The 19,670-nt window shown below is 72.4% G+C and carries 14 protein-coding genes; 11 read left to right on the forward strand and 3 right to left on the reverse strand.

Going from position 1 to position 19,670, the window contains the following annotated elements; translation table 11 throughout:
* The first annotated feature begins 101 nt into the window (after window positions 1–101).
* The 7 genes from rplT (at window position 102) to ACFZAX_RS27520 (ending at window position 9,291) form a co-directional block, all read left to right on the forward strand.
* The gene (gene rplT / locus ACFZAX_RS27490; protein ID WP_266702543.1) at window positions 102–485 is read left to right on the forward strand and encodes a 50S ribosomal protein L20; all 384 of its coding nucleotides are present in this window, start codon (window positions 102–104) and stop codon (window positions 483–485) included.
* Between the two features lie 168 nt (window positions 486–653).
* Complete coding sequence (locus ACFZAX_RS27495) at window positions 654–1,493, forward strand: TrmH family RNA methyltransferase (protein WP_390964956.1); 840 nt, start codon at window positions 654–656, stop codon at window positions 1,491–1,493.
* A 344-nt stretch (window positions 1,494–1,837) separates the two neighbouring features.
* On the forward strand, window positions 1,838–2,989 hold the full coding sequence (locus ACFZAX_RS27500; protein WP_390964957.1) for an ATP-binding protein: 1,152 nt from the start codon (window positions 1,838–1,840) through the stop codon (window positions 2,987–2,989).
* Window positions 2,990–3,191: 202 nt separating this feature from the next.
* The gene (gene pheS, locus ACFZAX_RS27505; protein ID WP_390964958.1) at window positions 3,192–4,331 is read left to right on the forward strand and encodes a phenylalanine--tRNA ligase subunit alpha; all 1,140 of its coding nucleotides are present in this window, start codon (window positions 3,192–3,194) and stop codon (window positions 4,329–4,331) included.
* Window positions 4,331–6,841, forward strand: a complete 2,511-nt coding sequence (pheT, locus tag ACFZAX_RS27510; protein ID WP_390964959.1) for a phenylalanine--tRNA ligase subunit beta — start codon at window positions 4,331–4,333, stop codon at window positions 6,839–6,841. Before pheS ends, pheT begins: the two co-directional genes overlap by 1 nt.
* 473 nt (window positions 6,842–7,314) lie before the next feature.
* Window positions 7,315–8,673 (forward strand): transcriptional regulator, encoded by a 1,359-nt coding sequence (locus ACFZAX_RS27515; protein ID WP_390964960.1) that lies wholly within the window; start codon window positions 7,315–7,317, stop codon window positions 8,671–8,673.
* Window positions 8,674–8,760: 87 nt separating this feature from the next.
* A complete protein-coding gene (locus tag ACFZAX_RS27520; RefSeq protein ID WP_390964961.1) occupies window positions 8,761–9,291 on the forward strand; it encodes an NUDIX domain-containing protein in 531 nt (176 codons plus the stop codon).
* Window positions 9,292–9,436: 145 nt separating this feature from the next.
* On the opposite strand, the gene ACFZAX_RS27525 is transcribed toward ACFZAX_RS27520, so the two are convergent.
* Genes ACFZAX_RS27525 through ACFZAX_RS27535 form a run of 3 tightly spaced genes read right to left on the reverse strand, consistent with a single transcriptional unit; the run spans window position 9,437 to window position 11,854 of the window.
* Complete coding sequence (locus tag ACFZAX_RS27525) at window positions 9,437–9,688, reverse strand: hypothetical protein (protein WP_390964962.1); 252 nt, start codon at window positions 9,686–9,688, stop codon at window positions 9,437–9,439.
* Window positions 9,685–10,317: a sigma-70 family RNA polymerase sigma factor gene (locus tag ACFZAX_RS27530; protein ID WP_390964963.1), complete on the reverse strand. Its 633-nt coding sequence runs from the start codon at window positions 10,315–10,317 to the stop codon at window positions 9,685–9,687. The genes ACFZAX_RS27525 and ACFZAX_RS27530 overlap by 4 nt, the downstream gene beginning before the upstream one ends.
* Before the next feature lie 16 nt (window positions 10,318–10,333).
* Entirely contained in the window at window positions 10,334–11,854 is a 1,521-nt protein-coding gene (locus ACFZAX_RS27535; protein ID WP_390964964.1) for a sodium:solute symporter, read from the reverse strand.
* Between the two features lie 623 nt (window positions 11,855–12,477).
* On the opposite strand from ACFZAX_RS27535, the gene ACFZAX_RS27540 reads away from it, so the two are divergent.
* The 4 genes from ACFZAX_RS27540 (at window position 12,478) to ACFZAX_RS27555 (ending at window position 19,599) form a co-directional block, all read left to right on the forward strand.
* A complete protein-coding gene (locus tag ACFZAX_RS27540; RefSeq protein WP_390964965.1) occupies window positions 12,478–12,675 on the forward strand; it encodes a hypothetical protein in 198 nt (65 codons plus the stop codon).
* A 970-nt stretch (window positions 12,676–13,645) separates the two neighbouring features.
* Window positions 13,646–14,455 (forward strand): 2OG-Fe(II) oxygenase, encoded by an 810-nt coding sequence (locus ACFZAX_RS27545; RefSeq protein WP_390964966.1) that lies wholly within the window; start codon window positions 13,646–13,648, stop codon window positions 14,453–14,455.
* Between the two features lie 55 nt (window positions 14,456–14,510).
* The gene (locus ACFZAX_RS27550; protein ID WP_390964967.1) at window positions 14,511–18,836 is read left to right on the forward strand and encodes an amino acid adenylation domain-containing protein; all 4,326 of its coding nucleotides are present in this window, start codon (window positions 14,511–14,513) and stop codon (window positions 18,834–18,836) included.
* On the forward strand, window positions 18,829–19,599 hold the full coding sequence (locus ACFZAX_RS27555; RefSeq protein WP_390964968.1) for an SDR family oxidoreductase: 771 nt from the start codon (window positions 18,829–18,831) through the stop codon (window positions 19,597–19,599). The genes ACFZAX_RS27550 and ACFZAX_RS27555 overlap by 8 nt, the downstream gene beginning before the upstream one ends.
* Window positions 19,600–19,670 lie beyond the last annotated feature (71 nt).

The following is a 19,670-nucleotide window of genomic DNA, read 5'->3' on the forward strand; positions in this document are numbered from 1 at the left end:
GGTGAATACGGGAGGCCGACCTCGATCACACCGGGACCAATTCGTTTCCGGGCTGGGTGCGTCGAAGACATGAACACCAGCCCCGCTACAAGGAGTTAAAAGTGGCACGCGTCAAGCGGGCAGTAAACGCCCACAAGAAGCGCCGGGCGATCCTCGAGGCCGCCAGTGGTTACCGCGGTCAGCGTTCGCGCCTGTACCGCAAGGCCAAGGAGCAGGTCACCCACTCCCTGGTCTACAACTACAACGACCGCAAGAAGCGCAAGGGCGACTTCCGCCAGCTCTGGATCCAGCGCATCAACGCCGCTGCCCGCCAGAACGGCATGACCTACAACCGCCTCATCCAGGGTCTGAAGGCCGCCAACATCGAGGTGGACCGCAAGATCCTGGCCGAGCTCGCGGTCAACGACGCCAACGCGTTCGCCGCCCTCGTCGAGGTCGCGAAGAAGGCCCTCCCGGCCGACGTGAACGCCCCCAAGGCCGCCTGACCCAGGCGTACTTGAAGGTGCTTGACCCGGACCCGCAGGCGCTCGTCGCCTGCGGGTCCGGTGCGTCACGCGCCTTTCCGGTGTGTCACACGCCCTCCGGGGGCGCGTGACCCTGACCCGCCGGACACCCCCGAGTCCCGCCGCACGCAGAGAGGCCCGCCGCCGACCATGGGCATCCCCGAACTGATCTCCCCGCGTTCGCCCCGCGTCGCCGCGGCCCGGAGGCTGGCCAAGCGGAACTTCCGTGTCAAGGAGCGCCGGTTCATCGCCGAGGGGCCGCAGGCCGTGCGCGAGGCCGCCGTGCACCGGGGCGCCGACGGCGAACCCACCCTGGTCGAGCTGTTCGCCACCGTGGAAGCCGCCGAGCGGTACACGGAGATCATCGACGCCGCCCACGCGGCCGGTGCCCGGGTGCACCTCGCCGACACGGACGTCCTCGCCGACGTCTCGCAGACCGTCACCCCCCAGGGCCTGATCGGCGTCTGCCGCTTCCTGGACTCGCCGTTCGAGGACATCCTCGCCGCGAAGCCCCGCCTGGTGGCCGTCCTGGCGAACGTACGCGACCCCGGCAACGCCGGTACGGTGCTGCGCTGCGCCGACGCCGCGGGCGCGGACGCCGTGGTCCTCACCGACGCCTCGGTCGACCTGTACAACCCCAAGTCGGTGCGCGCATCGGTCGGTTCGCACTTCCACCTGCCGGTCGCGATCGGCGTACCGGTCGAGCTGGCCGTCCAGGGGCTGCGGGACGCCGGTGCGCGGGTGCTCGCCGCGGACGGGGCCGGCACGGCCGACCTCGACGACGAACTCGACGCGGGCACCATGGGCGGCCCCACCGCGTGGGTCTTCGGCAACGAGGCCTGGGGCCTCCCCGAGGAGACCCGCGCCCTCGCCGACGCCGTGGTGCGGGTGCCCATCCACGGCAAGGCGGAGAGCCTCAACCTGGCCACCGCCGCCGCCGTCTGCCTCTACGCCTCCGCCCGCGCGCAGCGCCCCCGTACGGCTTCCTGACCCGGGCACCCCGCCCCAAGATCTTCATCAGTCTTCTGGCCCGGAGCGGCCCCCGTCCGGTCTCCCGCCCCGGGCGCCGCATCTGCCCCGCACGCCGGTGCGCCCGCGCGTGGACTCGGCCGTCGGCCCGCGTGCGACCCGGCGTGCGGGGCCTTCCCGCGCCTGTACGTGCGCGGCGTGCGCCCCGGCGTGAGGCGATCGGGCAGGTCCCGGCCGTACATGAGCCGGTGTTCCACGATGCGCCCTTCCGCGCGCCCCCGCAGGGTGTCGCGGGCTCACCGACGCCTAGTAGGGTGACGGGCTCGGGGCCCACTGCACCGGTGCGAGAGGTGGGGTACGGGAAAATGACTGTCGGCATGAGCAGGCCGCGTCGGACGACGACCACCGTCGTCCGCCCCGGGGCGGACACGCACGCGCCGGACGGCTCCGCCCCCTCGGACCTCCTCCTCGGCGCCGAGCCGGACGACCTGCCGGACGGACTGGTCGTCGCCGACCGGGCCGGGCGCATCGTCTGCTTCAACGCCGCCGCCGTCAAGATCACCTCCGTGGCCAAGGAAGCCGCCCTCGGCAGCCGGCTGGAACAGGCGCTGCCCCTCGAAGACCTCAAGGGCCGCCGCTGGTGGACCCTGACCGATCCCTACGGCGGCCTCGCCACCCGGGTCGGCCAGCCGGAGCGGAACCTGCTGCTCCCCGGCGGGCGCGAGGTCCTGGTCACCGCGCGGTACGTCCGCGACCACCCCACCGGCCCCGTCCGGCGGGTGGTCGTCCAGCTCCGCTCGACCGAGGCCCGCCGCCGCACCGAGCGCAGCCACTCCGACCTCATCGCCACCGTCGCCCACGAGCTGCGCTCCCCGCTGACCTCGGTCAAGGGGTTCACCGCCACGCTGCTCGCCAAGTGGGAACGTTTCTCCGACGACCAGAAGCGGCTCATGCTGGAGACGGTCGACGCCGACGCCGGCCGCATCACCCGCCTCATCGCCGAACTGCTCGACATCTCCCGGATCGACTCGGGCCGCCTGGAGCTGCGCCGCCAGCCCGTCGACATCTCCGCCGCCGTCGCCCGCCACGTACAGGCGCTCGTCGCCAGCGGTCAGTCGCCCGACCGCTTCCTCGTCCGTACCGAGCAGCCGCTGCCCGATCTCTGGGCCGACCCCGACAAGATCGACCAGGTGCTCGGCAACCTGCTGGAAAACGCGGTGCGCCACGGCGAGGGAACTGTCACCATCGACATCGCACCCGCCCCGGCGGACAACGACGAGACAGGAACGGCGGTCACCGTGAGCGACGAAGGGCCCGGCATCCCCGAGGAGTCGATGGCCCGCGTCTTCACCCGCTTCTGGCGCGGCAGCAAGCGCGGCGGCACCGGCCTGGGCCTCTATATCGTCAAGGGCATCGTCGCCGCCCACGGCGGCACCATCACGGTCGACCGGGCGCCCGGCGGGGGCGCGGAGTTTCGATTTATCCTGCCCGTGAGCACCCCCGCGTACCTGCGATAACCAGGATCGCGCGGAGGGATCGGGCGCCTTCGCACCATGCGGTGGAGGGCCCCCGAGCAGCCCACGGGCTTCGTACCGCCCCCACGGCCTTTAGACTCGACCTTTGGCACCTTTGCGTCCTCCTGCCGTCGAGCAGGGCCACGGGGGTCTCGGGGTGTCCCCCGATACGGGCAGTATCAGCCAATCGGAAGCACGGGAAGAGATGTCGGCACCGAACAAGTCGTACGACCCAGTCGAGGTCGAGGCACTGAAACCGGAAGAGATCGAGCGCATGCGGGACGAGGCGTTCGCCGCCTTCGCCGCCGCGGGCGACCTCGACGCGCTCGCCCAGGCGAAGACCGCGCACACCGGGGGTACCTCGCCGCTGTCGCTCGCCAACCGCGAGATCGGAGCCCTGCCGCCGCAGGCCAAGGCCGAGGCGGGCAAGCGCGTGGGCCAGGCCCGCGGCGCCGTCTCCAAGGCCCTGGCCGCGCGCCAGGCCGAGCTGGAGGCCGAGCGGGACGCCCGGGTGCTCGTCGAGGAGGCCGTGGACGTCACGCTGCCCTACGACCGCGTCCCGGCCGGCGCCCGCCACCCGCTGACGACCATCATGGAGCGCGTCGCGGACGTCTTCGTGGCCATGGGCTACGAGATCGCGGAGGGCCCCGAGGTCGAGGCGGAGTGGTTCAACTTCGACGCCCTCAACTTCGTGCCCGACCACCCGGCGCGCCAGATGCAGGACACCTTCTTCGTCCGCGGCACGACGGCCGACGGCCGTCCCACCGAGGGCGACGAGTCCGGCGTCGTACTGCGGACCCACACCTCGCCCGTCCAGGCGCGGTCGCTGCTCAGCCGCACGCCCCCCGTCTACGTGGTCTGCCCCGGCCGGGTCTATCGCACCGACGAGCTCGACGCGACGCACACCCCGGTCTTCCACCAGATCGAGCTGCTCGCGATCGACGAGGGCCTCACCATGGCCGACCTCAAGGGCACCCTGGACCACATGGTGCAGGCGCTGTTCGGGGCGGACATGAAGACCCGGCTGCGGCCGAACTACTTCCCGTTCACCGAGCCGTCCGCCGAGATGGACATGGTCTGTTTCGTCTGCCGCGGCGAGTCCGTCGGCAACCCCGACCGCCCCTGCCGCACCTGTGGCAGCGAGGGCTGGATCGAGCTGGGCGGCTGCGGCATGGTCAACCCGAAGGTGCTCGTCGCCTGCGGTGTGGACCCCGAGAAGTACAGCGGATTCGCTTTCGGCTTCGGCATCGAACGGATGCTGATGTTCCGCCACAACGTCGAAGACATGCGAGACCTGGTCGAGGGTGACATCCGGTTCACCCGACCGTTCGGGATGGAGATCTGATGCGCGTCCCGCTTTCCTGGCTGCGGGAATACGTCGACCTGCCGGCTTCCGAGACCGGCCGTGACGTGCAGGCCAAGCTCGTGGCCGCCGGCTTCGAGGTCGAGACCGTCGAGCAGACCGGCGCCGGCCTCACCGGGCCGCTGGTCGTCGGAGAGGTACTGACCATCGAGGAGCTGGAGGGCTTCAAGAAGCCCATCCGCTTCTGCACCGTCGACGTCGGCACCGCCAACGGCACCGGCGCACCGCAGGAGATCGTCTGCGGCGCCCGCAACTTCGCCGTCGGCGACAAGGTCGTCGTGGTCCTGCCCGGCGCCGTCCTGCCCGGCGACTTCGCGATCGCCGCGCGCAAGACGTACGGCAGGACCTCGCACGGCATGATCTGCTCCACCGACGAGCTCGGCATGGGCGACGACGGTACCCACGGCATCATCGTGCTGTCCCCGGAGACCGCGGCGGGCACCGACGCGATCGAGCTGCTCCAGCTCGTCGACGAGGTCCTCGACATCGCCGTCACCCCGGACCGCGGCTACGCCCTGTCGATGCGCGGCATCGCCCGCGAGACCGCCACCGCGTACGGCCTGCCGCTGCGCGACCCGGCGCTGCTCGACGTACCCGCGCCGAACGCGTTCGGCTACCCGGTCCGGATCAGCGACCCGTTCGGCTGCCCGCGCTTCACCGCGCGCACCGTCACCGGTCTCGACCCCGAGGCCCGCTCGCCGCTCTGGATGACGCGCCGGCTGCAGAAGGCCGGCATGCGCGCCGTCTCGCTCGCCGTCGACATCACCAACTACGTGATGCTGGAGCTCGGCCAGCCGCTGCACGCCTACGACCGCACGCGCGTCGAAGGCCCCATCGGCGTCCGCCGCGCCCAGCAGGGCGAGAAGCTCACCACCCTCGACGGTGTCGTCCGCGTCCTGGACGCCGAGGACCTCGTCATCACCGACGACCGGGGCCCCATCGGCCTGGCCGGTGTCATGGGCGGCGCCCACACGGAGATCGCCGACGCCGGCACCGGGTCCGCCACGACCGAGGTCGTCGTCGAGGCCGCGAACTTCGACGCGCTCTCGATCGCCCGCACCTCGCGCCGGCACAAGCTGTCCTCCGAGGCGTCCCGGCGCTTCGAGCGCGGCGTGGACCCGCAGGCCGCCGCCGCTGCCGCGCAGCGCACGGTCGACCTCCTGGTACTGCTGGCCGGCGGGACCGCCGAGGCGGGCGTCACCGAGATCACCGCCCCGTCCGCGCCCCGTACCATCGCGATGCCCGCGGACCACCCCAGCCGTGTGGCCGGAGTCGACTACGGCCGTGAGATCGTCGTCCGCCGCCTCCAGGAGGTCGGCTGCGACGTCTACGGGCAGGACGAGCTGCTGGTCACCGCGCCGTCCTGGCGCCCCGACCTCAGCGAGCCGAACGACCTCGCCGAAGAGGTCATCCGGCTGGAGGGGTACGAGAACCTCCCGTCCACCCTGCCGACCCCGCCCTCCGGCCGCGGTCTCACCGACCGCCAGCGGCTGGCCCGCCGCATCGGCCGGGCGCTGGCCGGCGCCGGTTACGTCGAGGCGCTGAACTACCCGTTCATCGGGAACACCGTCCTCGACCAGCTCGGCCTGGACACCGACGACGCCCGGCGCCGCACGGTCCTCCTCGCCAACCCGCTCTCCGACGAGGAGCCGGCGCTGCGCACCACGCTGCTGCCGGGCCTCCTCGGCGCACTGCGGCGCAACGACGGCCGCGGCTCCCACGACCTCGCGCTCTTCGAGACCGGGCTGGTCTTCCGGCCGACCGGTCACGAGGCGCAGGCCGTCCGGCTCCCGGTGGACCGGCGTCCCTCGGAAGAGGAGATCGCCGCGCTCGACACCTCCCTGCCGCGTCAGCCGCGCCACGCCGCCGTCGTCCTCGCGGGCGCCCGCGAGCAGGCCGGCTGGTGGGGCAAGGGCCGCCCGGCCACCTGGGCGGACTCCGTCGAGGCGGCACGCACCCTCGCCCGTGAGGCGGGTGTCGAGGTGACGGTCCGCGCCGACCGGCACGCCCCGTGGCACCCCGGCCGCTGCGCCGCGCTGTACGTCACGGTGAACGGCGAGGAGACCCTCCTCGGCCACGCGGGGGAACTCCACCCGCGCGTCGTCAAGGAGCTGCACCTCCCCGAGCGCACCAGCGCCATGGAGATCGAGATCGACGTCCTGGAGCGGGCTGCCGCAGGCGCGCTCCGCGCTCCCCGGATCTCCACCTTCCCGGTGGCGACCCAGGACATCGCGCTCATCGTCCCCACCGACGTCCCCGCCGCCGAGGTCGAGGCGACGCTCCGCGAGGGCGCGGGCGAACTCCTCGAATCGCTCCGGCTGTTCGACGTGTTCACCGGCGACCAGATCGGCGAGGGCCGCAAGTCGCTCGCGTACGCGCTGCGCTTCCGCGCCCCGGACCGCACACTGACGGTCGACGAGGCGTCGGCCGCCCGTGACGCCGCCGTGGCGCTCGCCGCCGAGCGCAACGGCGCGGTGCTGCGCGGGGCGTGACGCCCCGCGCGGCGGTCGCCGCAGCACGGTGAGGAGGGACGCATCCGGTCACCGGATGCGTCCCTCCTCCGTCTCGCCGTCCGCGGGGGACCGCACCCGGGCCCGGAGTCGGGACCAGAAGCGTTTCGGCCCCGGCCTCCGTCCCGTGGCCACCCCTCCTGTTCGTTCGGGCAGTGGGACCGTGCGGTCCCGCACCGCCCGCCCTGCCGTGGTGTGTCGGGCAGGCCGGCAGGGCGGGCGGTGCGGACGAGGGCCGTCGGAGCTTTACGAGGGGGAGCCGCGACGACCCGGCCGCGATCCGGCGAGACGCCCAGTCAACCCACGGCCGTCCCCGTGCGGGAGGGCGCACAGGGGGACGGTTCGGGCATTCCGTTCACACCCCGTGTGAATCGGTGCTTGGCTGGAACCTTGCGGCGTACGCGTCCGGCACAGGCCCGACCCACCTGTCCGGCCCGGCGCGGGAAGGGGGACGCGTGGAGCGCGACCGTACGGAGCCCAACATCCTGCTGGAGTCCCTCGTGGAGGAGGCAGGGGTCTCGCGGGCCGGGCTCGCCGGCCACGTGAACCGGGCCGGCCAGGCCAGGGGACTGCGGCTGCGGTACGAACACACCGCCGTGTCGCGCTGGTTGAAGGGCCAGCGTCCGCGCGGGGAGGTACCCGACCTGATCTGCGAGGTTCTCGGGCGGCGCCTCGGGCGCCCCGTCGCCCTCGACGACATCGGTATGGGCGCGGCCGGCGCACCGGCCGTTCCGTCCCCCGGCACCCCGCTCGCCGGGTTCGTCGAACGGGCCACCGCGCTCTGGCGGGCGGACGGGCAGCACAGCCCGCGGCTGACAGGTGTCCCCGCCGTCACCGGGACCGAGGCCGTGATGCCCGTCTGGGAGTGGGAGAACCCGCCCGAGGACAGGGACGTCTCCCGCCCCGGCCCGTCCCGCATCGGCCCCGCCGACCTGGAGATCCTGCGCGCCGCCCGCAACCACTACGAGCACCTCTACCGCAAGGCCGGCGGCATCGCCACCAGAGGCCGGGTGGTGGGCTTCCTCAACGCCGGGGCGGCCCCGCTGCTGCACGCCGGCCACGACGACGCCACGGGGCGACGGCTGCACCGCGCGACCGCCGGACTCGTCGCGCTCGCGGGCATCTGCGCCTACGACTCCGACGCCCACGGACTGGCCCAGCGCTACTTCCACCAGGCGCTGCGCCTCGCCAAGTCGAGCGGCGACCGGGCGCTCGGCGGCTACGTGATCGCTCTGCTGGTCAACCAGTCCCTCCACCTGGGGGAGTTGCGCCGCGCGGTCGCCTTCGCCGAGGCGGCGATACGGGCCGCCGGACACCGCATCACCCCCGCGCTCGCCGCGGACCTCCACGCCATGCAGGCCAAGGCGTACGCCCGCCTCGGGGACGACTGGTCCGCCCGCGAGCGCATCGGCCGCGCCGAAACACTGGCGGCCCGCATCCTCCCCGGCGCGGAGCCGGAGGAGACCGCGTACGTCCAGCCCGGTCTGGTGGACGTCCAGGTCGCCGAGGCCCTGCTCGGCCTCGGCGATCTCAAGGCCGCGAGGGAGCACGCGGCGCTGGCCGTGTGCGCCCCGGCGCATGACCGGGGACGCGTGCACCGGCTCGCCATGCTGACCCAGGTGGAGCTGCGCCTCGGGGAGCCGGACCGGGCGGCGCGCACGGCCACGGAGATGGCGGAAAGCGCGCGCGGGGTCGAGTCCCGCAGGCTGCGCGAGCGGATGGGCGCCGTCCGCGACGACCTCGCGGCCAGCAAAAGCACGGAGGCCGCGCGGGCCGCCGAGGTGATCGCGGGAGCGCTGCGCGTGCCCCTGTGAGCCCCGGCGCATTCCCGAGCGCACGTGTCCCCACCCCGCCGCCCCTGCTGCGATGTTGCCACCGAACGAACGAAAGGTGGCAGAACTGTGCAATGGGCGAACCTGAACGAACAATCCGTCTATGAGAACCGCTGGTTCCGAGTGAACCTCGCGGACGTCCGACTCCCCGACGGCAGGCACCTCGACCACTACGTCATCCGGCTGCGCCCGGTCGCCGCCGCCACCGTCGTCAACGACGCCGACGAGGTCCTGCTGCTCTGGCGGCACCGCTTCATCACCGACAGCTGGGGCTGGGAACTCGCCGCCGGCGTCGTGGAGGACGGCGAGGACGTCGCCCGCGCCGCCGCCCGGGAGATGGAGGAGGAGACCGGCTGGCGCCCCGGCCCGCTGCGCCCGCTGATGACGGTGGAGCCCTCCAACGGACTCACCGACGCCCGCCACCACCTCTACTGGGCCGAGGAAGCCCACTGGACCGGGCCGCCCACCGACGGATTCGAGTCCTCGCGCCGGGAGTGGGTGCCCCTCAAGTCCGTACCCGACCTCATCGCCCGGGGCCGGGTGCCCGCGGCCGGCATGGCGGCCGGACTGCTGATGCTGCACCACCTCAGGATGGGCTGAGGGCCGCGCGCGGACGAAGCCGGGGCGGCGGGCGCGCCGGGGGGACCGGAGGGGCGGTCGGGGTAGCGGGCAGCCCCTCCGGGGAGAGGGCGGAGCCGAGGGCGACGGGCAGCGGGCCCCACCGTCGGGCGGCGGCCTCCGGGGTCTATGCCGCGGGAGCGGTGTTGTCGAAGACCACGTGGGTGTCCGGCGACGCGTGGGAGAGGGTCATCAGGCCGATGGCGCAGACGACGGCGACGATGAGGAGGACCAGAACCGCGACGACGCACCGGCGCCGGTACTCCCGGCGGCGCCAGCGGGCCTGCTCCTCGCGGTACGAGGTCGCCGAACCGTCCGGTACCGACGCGGCGAGGTCGCTCAGCACCTTGCGCAGCAGGTCCTCGGTGTCCCTGCTCACCCGGCTGCTCCCTTCATGACACTCGTCAGCTTCGCCATGCCCCTGGCCGTGTGCGACTTCACCGCTCCGACGGAGATCTTCATCGTCTCGGCGATCTCGGTCTCCTTCAGGTCCAGCCAGTACTTCAGCACCAGGACCTGCCGCTGCCGGGACGACAGCGTACCCAATGCCGCGACGAGTTCACGCTGGTCCTGGTTGAGGAGTACCTGCTGCTCGGCGGAGCGGACCAGGTCTTCCGGCACGCGGTAGGTGTGGCGGCGGACGACCCGGATGCGGCGTATCCGCATCCGCGCCAGGTTGCAGACTATGGAGCGGAGGTAGCTCGCCGCGGCCTCGGGCGTCTTCAGTTTCGCCCACCGGTAGTGGAGTTGGCAGAACGCCTCCGAGACGAGGTCCTCCGCGTCCTGTTCGGCGCCGAGCAGCACCGCGAGGCGCACCAGCCCGGTGTAGTGATGGTCGTAGATGTGAGCGATCGCCACTTCCCGGTCGGCGTCGCGCAGGTTGAGGGTGGCGTCCTCGTCGAGCGGCTCCAGGGGAGCGAGCGGCGGGACCGCGACGTCGCGTGGCAGCGGGACCGCGGGCGCGAGGGACCGGAGCGGTTCGCCGTGTCGTGGCAGGAGGGGCTTCACGGGGTGGGTTCCTCACTCATTCGACGACGAAGGCGTACTTGGAGCCGCGGCGTTCGAACCCCGCTCCTCCGGCCGTGCCGTCCGTGCCCCGCGGCACGCCGAGTGCGTCGAGCAGGGGCGTGAGCAGGGCGGCGACCGCGAGGTTGAGCGCGAGGGCGATCAGGGCGACGTACACCGGCGCGTGCACCGGGCCGACGCCGATGTCGACCACGGTGGAGAAGCCGCGCAGACCCAGCAGGACGGTGCCGGAGACCATGCCCAGCGCCCAGCCGAGGAACAGCGCGCGCCGGTGGAACCAGCGGGTGAACAGCGACACCGCGACGGCGGGCAGGATCTGCAGGATCCAGACGCCGCCGAGCAGATGGAGGTTGATGGCGTCCTGCGGCTTCATGAGCAACGCGAAGACGATGGCCCCTGCCATGATCACGAGCGCGGGGCCGCGGGCGACCCGCACCTCGTGCTTGGGGGTGGCCGTGGGGTTGAGGTATTCGACGTAGACGTTGCGTACGAACAGCATCGCCGTGCTCATCGCCATCACGACGGCGGGCAGCAGGCCGGCCACGGCGAGTGCGCCGAAGAGCAGCCCGGCGAGCCAGTCCGGGGCCAGCTCACGGACGAGCGTGGGGACGGCCAGCTCGCCGTGCCCGGGCGAGGTCGTCACCCCCGCGGCAAGGGCGGCGATCCCGAAGAAGGCCCAGAGCCCGAGCGTCATGCTCCACGCGGGCAGGAACGTGGTGGCGGCCCGCAGCGTCTCCTTGGACCTGCTGGCCATGGCGACCAGGAGGACCTGGGGATACATGAGTTGGGCGAGTGCGGAGCCGAGGGCGAGCGTGGCGTACGTGGTGAAGTGCTGGGTCGGCACGCCGAAGGACCGCCCCATCGCGGGGCCGCGCCCGCCCGCGAGTTCGAAGATGTGTCCCGGTGTGCCGAGCCGGGTGACGGTCAGGACGAGCAGCACAGCGACGGCGGCGCCGATGAGTACGGCCTTGAGCAGGGAGAGCCGGGCGCACGCGCGCAGGCCCCCGGGCTGGGTCACCAGGGCGAAGGCCAGGAAGAGCACGACGAGAACCGTGCAGCCGGCGAACCCGTCGGGGGCCAGCCCGATGGAGCGCAACACGGCCGCCATGCCCACGACTTGGAGCCCGAGGTAGGGCATGGTCGCCAGAATGCCGGTGAGGGCCGTCGCGAGTGCCAGCGGATGGGAGCCGTGCCGGAGGCGGACGTAGTCGGCCGCGGTGATCAGACCGTGCTTCTCCCCGATGTCGCGCAGCCGTGGCAGCAGGATCAGGATCAGCGGCGAGAGCAGCATGGTGTAGACGAGGGAGTACAGCGCCAGCCCACCGGTGCCGAACATGAGGCCCGGCACGGCGATGTAGGTGTACGACGTGTAGATGGTGCCGCCGAGCAACAGGCAGGTGGTGGCGGTGCCGAAGCCGCGGCCGCCGAGCGCCCAGCGGGTGGGGTGCGGCAGTTCGTCGCGCGGCGGACGACGGGCCCCGGCCAGCAGGGCACAGCAGACGACGACGACGAACCCCACAGCGATCGCGTGGCTGATGACGCCCCCTCGGCTCGGAACAAGGGATCTGCGGGGGACTGTGCCGGCCGGTAGGCCGAGTGCCCGAAGTCGCCCGGTGTGAGGCTTCCCTCGTCCGCTCTTCTGCGTATTTCGTCAACCGGATTCTGCTCAGCGGCACTTTAGGTCGCGCCCGAGCGAGGGGTCAAGGACGGTCCGGAGGGCGGAACCGAATGATCACGCTTGCGCGGGCATGCGTCCTGTCTCATGAAATACGGGGCTTCGCGGACGCGGAACGTGACCCACGCCACTCGACAAAAACAGCGTCCGCGTAAACCCTCCGCCCGGGGCGCGCAACCAACACCCGTAGCCGGCGGCCGGAGCGCGAGGACGCTCCCGCCGTCGAGCTCCGCGGGAGTCCGCACCCACGCGCCGCGCCGTGCCGGACCGCCTCTTCGCGCACTCCCGTCTTCTTCGCCGGCCAAGACCCGTGACCCTCGGGCTGCCGGTCATCGGATGCGTCAACGACTCGGAGGGGTGCGGTTGTGCCACTGAAGGCTGCGGGAGACGAGTGCGTCGGGAGCGGGAGCGGGAGCGGACGCAGGTCTGCGCGGCGCGCGGCCCGGTGGGCCCTGTTACTTCTGCCGTTGGCCGCCGCGGCGGCGACGCTCGCGGTGCCGCCCGACCGTCCCCTGCTGTTCGGGATTCCCCTCTTCTACGTACTGCACGTCGTCGTCTGCCTGCTGAGCGCGGCGATCGCCCCCCTGCTGCGGCGCCTGTACAGGACCTCCGACGAGCCGCCCGGCCCGACGCTGCCGCAGGGGGGCTCCCCACCGAAGCGATGAATCCCCGGCGAGAGGACGGGGCGCCGCCCGGGCCCGGGTTGCGGCTGTGCGTGCGCCGCCCATGGCTCGGGTGGCGCGTCGTACGCCGCCGGTGGCTCACCGCTGGGCTTCACGGTGACTCAGGTCACATCAACTTTCCGCAGTCGGGCGTAACCCGAACGACATCGCCAGGCAACTGTTGTGAGTGAAGGGGGTGCCGGGCGCTGTTCCGGAGCGCCTCCGAGGAGACGCCCATACGCTCCGCGGGTGGCCGGTCGGCGCCGCGCGGGCACGAGTCGATGGAGGTTCGGTGCGACCGCTGAAGGTTCGACGGGCGGGTGAGGGCTCCCGGTCGTCCTCGCGCACTTCGCCGGCGGACACCGCCGGTGCCGCCGAAGTCCTGCGGGCAATTTTCTCTCTGCGGGGTATCCCATGCTGATCCGAACGCATCCGGTATCGAGGGGAAATTCTTAGCGAAGCGTTGCCGCCGCGCGCAGGTGTGCGCGGTGGCCCCGGGCGGCCCCTATTTCCGTTGAAATGCCCGGCGGGGCTGAATTCGCCGACATCATCCTCGGCCGAGGACGGAGCGATCCCTTCCCGGCCGCCCGCCCCGGACGGACGGGGGGCGTCGCCCGGGCGCAGGAGCCCCGGAAGCCCGGGCAGGCCTTGCAGGGGCTGAGGCGACCCCATGTCCGTCGGCTGACGGACCGAGGGGCTCGATGCCGAGGACCTCGGCACGTGCGGTCGTCGACCTCGCTCTCCCGGCGAATTCAGCCCTTCTCTTGCCGGAGGGTCTGTTCGTCGTTCCTTTTTACTGCTCGGATTCCGGCTGGAAACACCCCCTTGACCTCGGCGGTCGATTCACTTAGCTTTCCCTCTGGCAGAAATTGGATCCGCCTTCTGGAATTCCCTGAAACGGTGCAGGTTCATCCGCGGCAGTGAGCTCGAGTTTGAGCGCTCCTGCCCACTCTCAACCCGAGGAGCCCTTTTCGTGAGCGTCAACACCGATGTCGTCAGGACCCTGACGAACGAAATCGCCACCGAACTCACCACCGAGACGCTGCTCAAGCTGGCCAACCGCGAGATCGGCGCGATCCACGTCCGCGGCTACTACCCCGTCGACATCGCCGAGGGCGTCGCGCAGAAGGCGATCAACCACCAGGCGCTCGGCAACTACCACAAGCAGCACACCAGCAGCGTCGGCCGCGTCTACATGCCGCACATCGACACCAAGTGGGACACGGAGCTGACGAACAAGTACCACGAGCAGGCCCTGCCGGCCATCCAGGACGTCCGCTCGATGTTCCACCCCTACCTCTCTCCGGTGGACCGGGTCCGCCTGGAGCTGCAGGAGCTGTGGCCGGCGGGCGCCAACCTGTTGCGCCTGCGCGGGCGCGCCTGCTTCGTGGGCGCCTTCCGGGTCTTCCAGCCCTCCACCTCGGAGTTCTACCCGCACAACGACGCGATCGACCAGGAGAGCGACGCCCCGGAGATCGAGGGCGTGGTCAACCAGCTCGTCGCCAACATCTACCTCCAGGTGCCGGAGGACGGCGGCGACCTGCACCTCTGGCTCCGTGAGCCCACCGAGGACGAGACCAGGACCATCCTCGACGTCGAGGGGCTGGAGCCGGATTCCGTCGAGGAGCCGGTGCACGTCATCCACCCCGAAGCCGGAGACCTCATCATCTTCAGCCCCCGCATGCTGCACGCCGTGACCGCCGGACAGGGCGAACACCGCGTCGGCGCCGCCGCGTTCATCGCCTCCAAGGGGCCGCAGGAGCCGCTCGTCTTCTGGAGCTGATCCCTGCTCACCGGCACCCCCTCCGACCGCCCGCCCACACGCAGAGGACTACGGCATGCTCCCGGCTCTGGTTCGTACGCACGCGACGGCCCACCCGAACCGAACGGCCGTCGCCGTGGGTCAGGACCGCCTGACCTACGCGCAGCTCGACGACCGGGTGTCCCGGCTGATCCACCAGCTGCGCGGCCGGGGCATCGGCCGTGGTTCTCTCGTGGGCATCCACCTCGACCGCTCCCCGGACGTGGTGGTGGCCCTCCTCGCCGTGCTCGGAACGGGCGCGGCGTACACGGTCGTCGAGCCCACCGACCCGGTGGCGGAAGGGGCCGGCCGGCTCGTCGCAGCCGCCCCCGGCCTCCTCCTCAGCTCCCGGCGGTACCGCGACGAGCTCACCCGGTCGGGGTTCGACGTCCTGGAGGTGGGCGCGGAGGGGACCGGTACCGCCGACCCGGCCCCGCTCGCCGAGCCGGGCCCCGACGACATCGCGTACGTCCTCTACACCTCGGGATCGACCGGCGTCCCCAAGGGCGTCATGGTCACCCACGCCAACGTGCGGCACTACACCACGTCGCTGCTGGCCCGGCTCGACATCGCCGAGCCGCTCTCGTACGCACACGTCACCACGCTCGCGGCGGACCTCGGCAACACCTGCCTCTTCCTGGCCCTGTGGACCGGCGGCACCCTGCACCTCGTCGACGACGCCACGCGCCGCGACCCCATGGGCCTGCTGCGCCATCTGCACGCCGAGCGCATCGACGTGCTCAAGACGACCCCCTCGCACTGGGGCGTCCTCTTCCGGGCCTTCGGCCACGACGCGACGACCCGGCCCCAGCTGCGCGTCCTGCTGCTCGGCGGCGAACTGATGCCGGTGTCCCTGGCCCGCCGCGTCCTCGCCTCGGGCGTCACGCGCACCCTGGTCAACCACTACGGCCCCACCGAGGCCACCGTGGGCATCGCGGCACAGGTGCTGCGCGACGAGGCCGCCCTGGACGCGATCGGCGACGCCGCGTCCGTGCCCATCGGCACCGCGTTCGGCGAGACCCGCCTGTTCGTCCGCACCGAGGACGGGAGCTTCCACCAGCGCGACGCGGTCGGCGAGCTCTACGTCGCCGGGCCCTCGGTCACCCAGGGCTACCGCAACGACGCCGAGGCCACCGCCAAGGCGTTCACCGGCGAACTCGACGACGCCATGCCGGGACTGGGCACGGCCTACCGCACCGGCGACACGGTACGGGCCGACGGCCGGGGCGTCCTGGAGTTCCTCGGCCGCGGCGACCGCCAGGTCAAGGTCGGCGGCTACCGCGTGGAGCTCGGGCACGTGGAGGCGGGCCTGCGCCGGCTGCCCGCGGTCTCCGACGCCCTCGCCCTCCGACCGACCGCCGAGCGGCCCGCGCTCGTCGCGGCCGTCACCGCCGCGGGCACGACCACGGAGGCCCAGCCGGCCCGGATACGGGCCCAGTTGAGGGACATCCTGCCCGCGTACATGATTCCGGACCGCATCGAGGTCTTCGACGACTTCCCGCGCAACGACAACGGGAAGACCGACCAGGCCGCGCTGCGCCGGCTCGTCGAGGACCGCCTCAGCGACCGCGCCGAGCGCACCCAGGACGTCGACGAGGACGACCCGGTCCTCTCCGAGGTGCTCGCGGCCTGGCGCCGCCACCTGGGCCACGGCGACTTCGGGGTGCACGACGACTTCACCCTGGTCGGCGGCAGCTCCATCGGCGCCATCCAGATCATCGCCGACCTGCAGGCCAAGGGCCACCAGGTGTCGGCGGCCGCGTTCTTCGCGGCACCCACCGTCGCGGCGCTCGCGGCCCGCGTCGCGGCGGGCGCGGAAACCGCACGGACCCCGCACGCCGGTACCGGCGGAGGCGTGACCGTCGAGGACGACACGGCGCTCTCCCCGGCCCAGCAGTGGTTCTTCCGGAACGAGTTCGCGCAGCCCGACCAGTGGAACCAGGCCCTGCTGCTGGACGTCGACGCCGCCGTACGGCCCGACGCCCTGGAAGCGGCCGTCGCCGACGTGGTCGCGCTGCACCCTCTGCTGCGCACCGCCTTCCGCGGCGAAGGCGGCGACCGCCGGCGCCACGTCGTCGATCCGGGCCGTACCTTCACCGCCTCGACGCTGCCCGGCGGCGAGGAGGACGTCGCCCGGCACATCGAGGACGTGGCGGCCGCCAGGCAGGCCGAGATCTCCGTGACGGGCGGCACGGTCTTCAAGGCCCACCTCTTCCACGGCGCGGACCAGGCCCATCTCCTGCTGATCTGCCACCATCTCTCGGTCGACGCCGTCTCCTGGCGGATCGTCGTCAACGACCTCAGCCGCTGCTACACCGAGCGGCTGAAGGGCAACGCGCCCACGACCGCCGCCGGCACCACCGGGTTCGGCGAATGGGCCACCCACCTCAAGGACCAGGCCCACGCCCTGCGCGCGGACCTCGCCCACTGGGACGAGCTGAGCCACCACGCTCCCCGACCCCGGGACGGCGAGAACCGCGAGGGCGACGCGGAGGCCGTGTGGTTCCGGATCAGCCGCGCCGAGACCGAAGCGCTCACCCGCACGGGCACGGCCAGCACCGGCACGCCGCCCCACGCCGCCCTGCTCGCCGCCTTCGCACAGGCGCTCGGCGAGGCCGACGGCCTGGACGAGTTGCTGGTCGACGTCGAGAGCCACGGGCGCGAGGCGTTCGACGACGCGGTCGACGTCTCCCGCGCCGTCGGCTGGTTCACCTCCACCTTCCCCGTCCGCGTCGGCATCGTCGACGGAGACGTGGCCGCCACGGGCAAGTCGACGGCGAAGGCCCTGCACGAGGTGCCCCACCTGGGCATCGCGTACGGCTTCCACGACCAGCCGCAGCGCGCGGACGTGTGCTTCAACTACCTGGGCTCGTTCGCCCTGCCCTACGGCGACGACCTCCGCCCCGCGCTCTCGCGGTACGCGGTGGGCCCGGTGCGCGGCGCCGGCAACGACCGCGGCTACGGCCTCAAGCTCACCGCCCGCCTCCACGACGGACAGCTCGTCGCCGACCTCTCGTACACGCCCGGCCGCCACACCCCCGAGCGGATGCTCCAAGTGGCCCGCGCCACCCGCGCGTACCTCCTGGAGGCCACCCGACTGCCCGCTTCCGAAGCCCAGTTCGTGGTCCAGGCCGGGTCGGGTACCGGTCTGCTCGCACAGGTGCCGCGCGCCCTGCACTGCGAACCACCCGCCCGGGCCACCCGCGAGTACGGGGCCGTCCTGCTCACCGGCGCCACCGGGTTCATCGGCGCGCACCTGCTGCACCTGCTGCTGACCCGTACCACCGGGCACGTCCACTGCCTGGTGCGCGAGCACCCGGACCGGCCGGCCTTCGAACGGCTGCGGGAGGCGTACGCCTGGTACCGGCCGGACGACGACCTGGCGCGCTGGGGCGACCGCGTCACCGTGCACGCCTCCGACCTGGCCGAGCCGGGCTTCGGGCTCGCCGACGAGGCGTACGCGACGCTGACCCGCGAGGTCGAGGCGGTGTACCACCTGGCCAGCAACACACGGCTGTTCGGCGACCGGGACACCTTCGACCGGGACAACACCGCCCCCGTGCGCGCCATGATCCGCCTGGCGGGCACCGGCCGGCCCAAGGACCTGCACTACGTCTCCACCCTCGCGGTCTGCGGCAGCGGCGCGGAGGGCGAGCGGGCCGTCTTCTCGGAGGACAGCCTCACCATCGGCCAGCATTTCCTCAACGAGTACGAGCGCAGCAAATACGACGCGGAACGCCTCGTCCACGAGTTCGCGGCGGGCGGCGGCGCCGGGTTCATCTACCGGTCCGGCAACGTCACCGGCCACTCGCTCACCGGCCGCTTCCAGCGCAACGGCAGCGACAACCGGCTCGTCCAGCTCCTGCGCGCCTGCGCACGCCTGGGCCGGGTGCCCCGCATCGGCTCCGAGACTCTCGCCCTGAGCCCCGTGGACACCGTCGCCGAGGGCATCCTGGAGATCTCCCGCAGCGCGCGGGTGCGCGGCGGCACCTTCCACGTCGACACCCACCACGAGGTGTCGTACGACGAGGTCTTCGCAGCCCTGCGGGAGCTGGGCTGCACCGTCGAGGAGGACCCGGCGCCCGACTTCGCGACGCTCTTCGGCCGCCACATCGGCGGGAGCGACGAGCAGATATCACTCGCGCACTTCTGGGCGAGCCGCCCGGAACGCAACGTGCGCTACGACCACACACGCACCCGGCGCCTGCTCGCGCACCTCGGCGTGGAGTTCGCGCCGCTGGACCGCGCCTGGCTGCGCGCGTACTTCGCCGGGCTCATCCAGCGGGGTGAGATCTCCCTCGCAGCCGACCGACAGGCCGACCGACAAGACACGCACGACAACCAAGGGGTTCGACATGACTGAGGCAAAGAGCGAAAGGCGCGTCGCCGTCGTGACCGGGGCCTCCTCGGGGATCGGCCGGGCCGTGGCGACCGCCTTCGCCCGGAGCGGCATCCACGTGGTGGCCGCCGGACGCGACGCCGGCCGGCTGGCGGCCGTCCAGTCCGGGGCGGCCGGCATGCCCGGCTCCGTGCTGCCGTTCCCCGGGGACATGACCCGGCCTGCGTACACCGAGGAACTACTCGTCGCGGCCGAGCGGGAGTTCGCCCCCGCCGACATCTTCGTGGCCTCCGCCGGACGGGGCCTGGCCGGCACCGTCCTCAACTCGGACCCGAGCCAGTGGCAGGAGGTCATCGAGGCGAACTACCTCGCCATCCTCCACCAACTGCGAGCATCCGCAGCCGAATTCGTGAAGCAGGCGCAGGCGGACGGCGGACGCCGGGTGCGCGACATCGTCGTCATCGGCTCCACCGTCGGCCGCCAGGTGTCGGCCGCCAACCCGGTCTACGGCTCCACGAAGTTCGCCGTGCACTCGCTGGTCGAGGCGCTGCGCCAGGAAGTGTGCGCGCACAACATCCGGGTGACGCTGATCGAGCCCGGCTTCGTGCGCTCCGGCTTCCAGGAGGCCGCCGGCTACGACACCGAGTGGTTCGAGTCCGTGGCCGAGCAGAACGGTCCGCTCCTCGTGCCCGAAGACGTCGCGTCCGTCGTCGAGTTCGTGGTCGGCCGCCCGACCCACGTGCACCTCGACGACATCCGGCTGCGCCCCACCCGCCAGAAGGCCTGAGGGCCGTGCCCGTGGACGGCCTCCCCACCTTCCGGTGCACCCCGCGCGGCCGCTCCTCGTCCACCTGACCA

The organism is Streptomyces sp. NPDC008125, from assembly GCF_042957125.1.
In the GTDB taxonomy this organism is placed as follows: Bacteria; Actinomycetota; Actinomycetes; order Streptomycetales; family Streptomycetaceae; genus Streptomyces.

Excerpts from the sequence above, each read along its gene's own strand:
- ACFZAX_RS27550 (WP_390964967.1), top strand. The coding sequence starts at position 14,511 with ATGCTCCCGGCTCTGGTTCGTACGCACGCGACGGCCCACCCGAACCGA.
- pheS (WP_390964958.1), top strand. The coding sequence starts at position 3,192 with ATGTCGGCACCGAACAAGTCGTACGACCCAGTCGAGGTCGAGGCACTG.
- pheT (WP_390964959.1), top strand. The coding sequence starts at position 4,331 with ATGCGCGTCCCGCTTTCCTGGCTGCGGGAATACGTCGACCTGCCGGCT.
- ACFZAX_RS27495 (WP_390964956.1), top strand. The coding sequence starts at position 654 with ATGGGCATCCCCGAACTGATCTCCCCGCGTTCGCCCCGCGTCGCCGCG.
- ACFZAX_RS27500 (WP_390964957.1), top strand. The coding sequence starts at position 1,838 with ATGACTGTCGGCATGAGCAGGCCGCGTCGGACGACGACCACCGTCGTC.
- ACFZAX_RS27555 (WP_390964968.1), top strand. The coding sequence starts at position 18,829 with ATGACTGAGGCAAAGAGCGAAAGGCGCGTCGCCGTCGTGACCGGGGCC.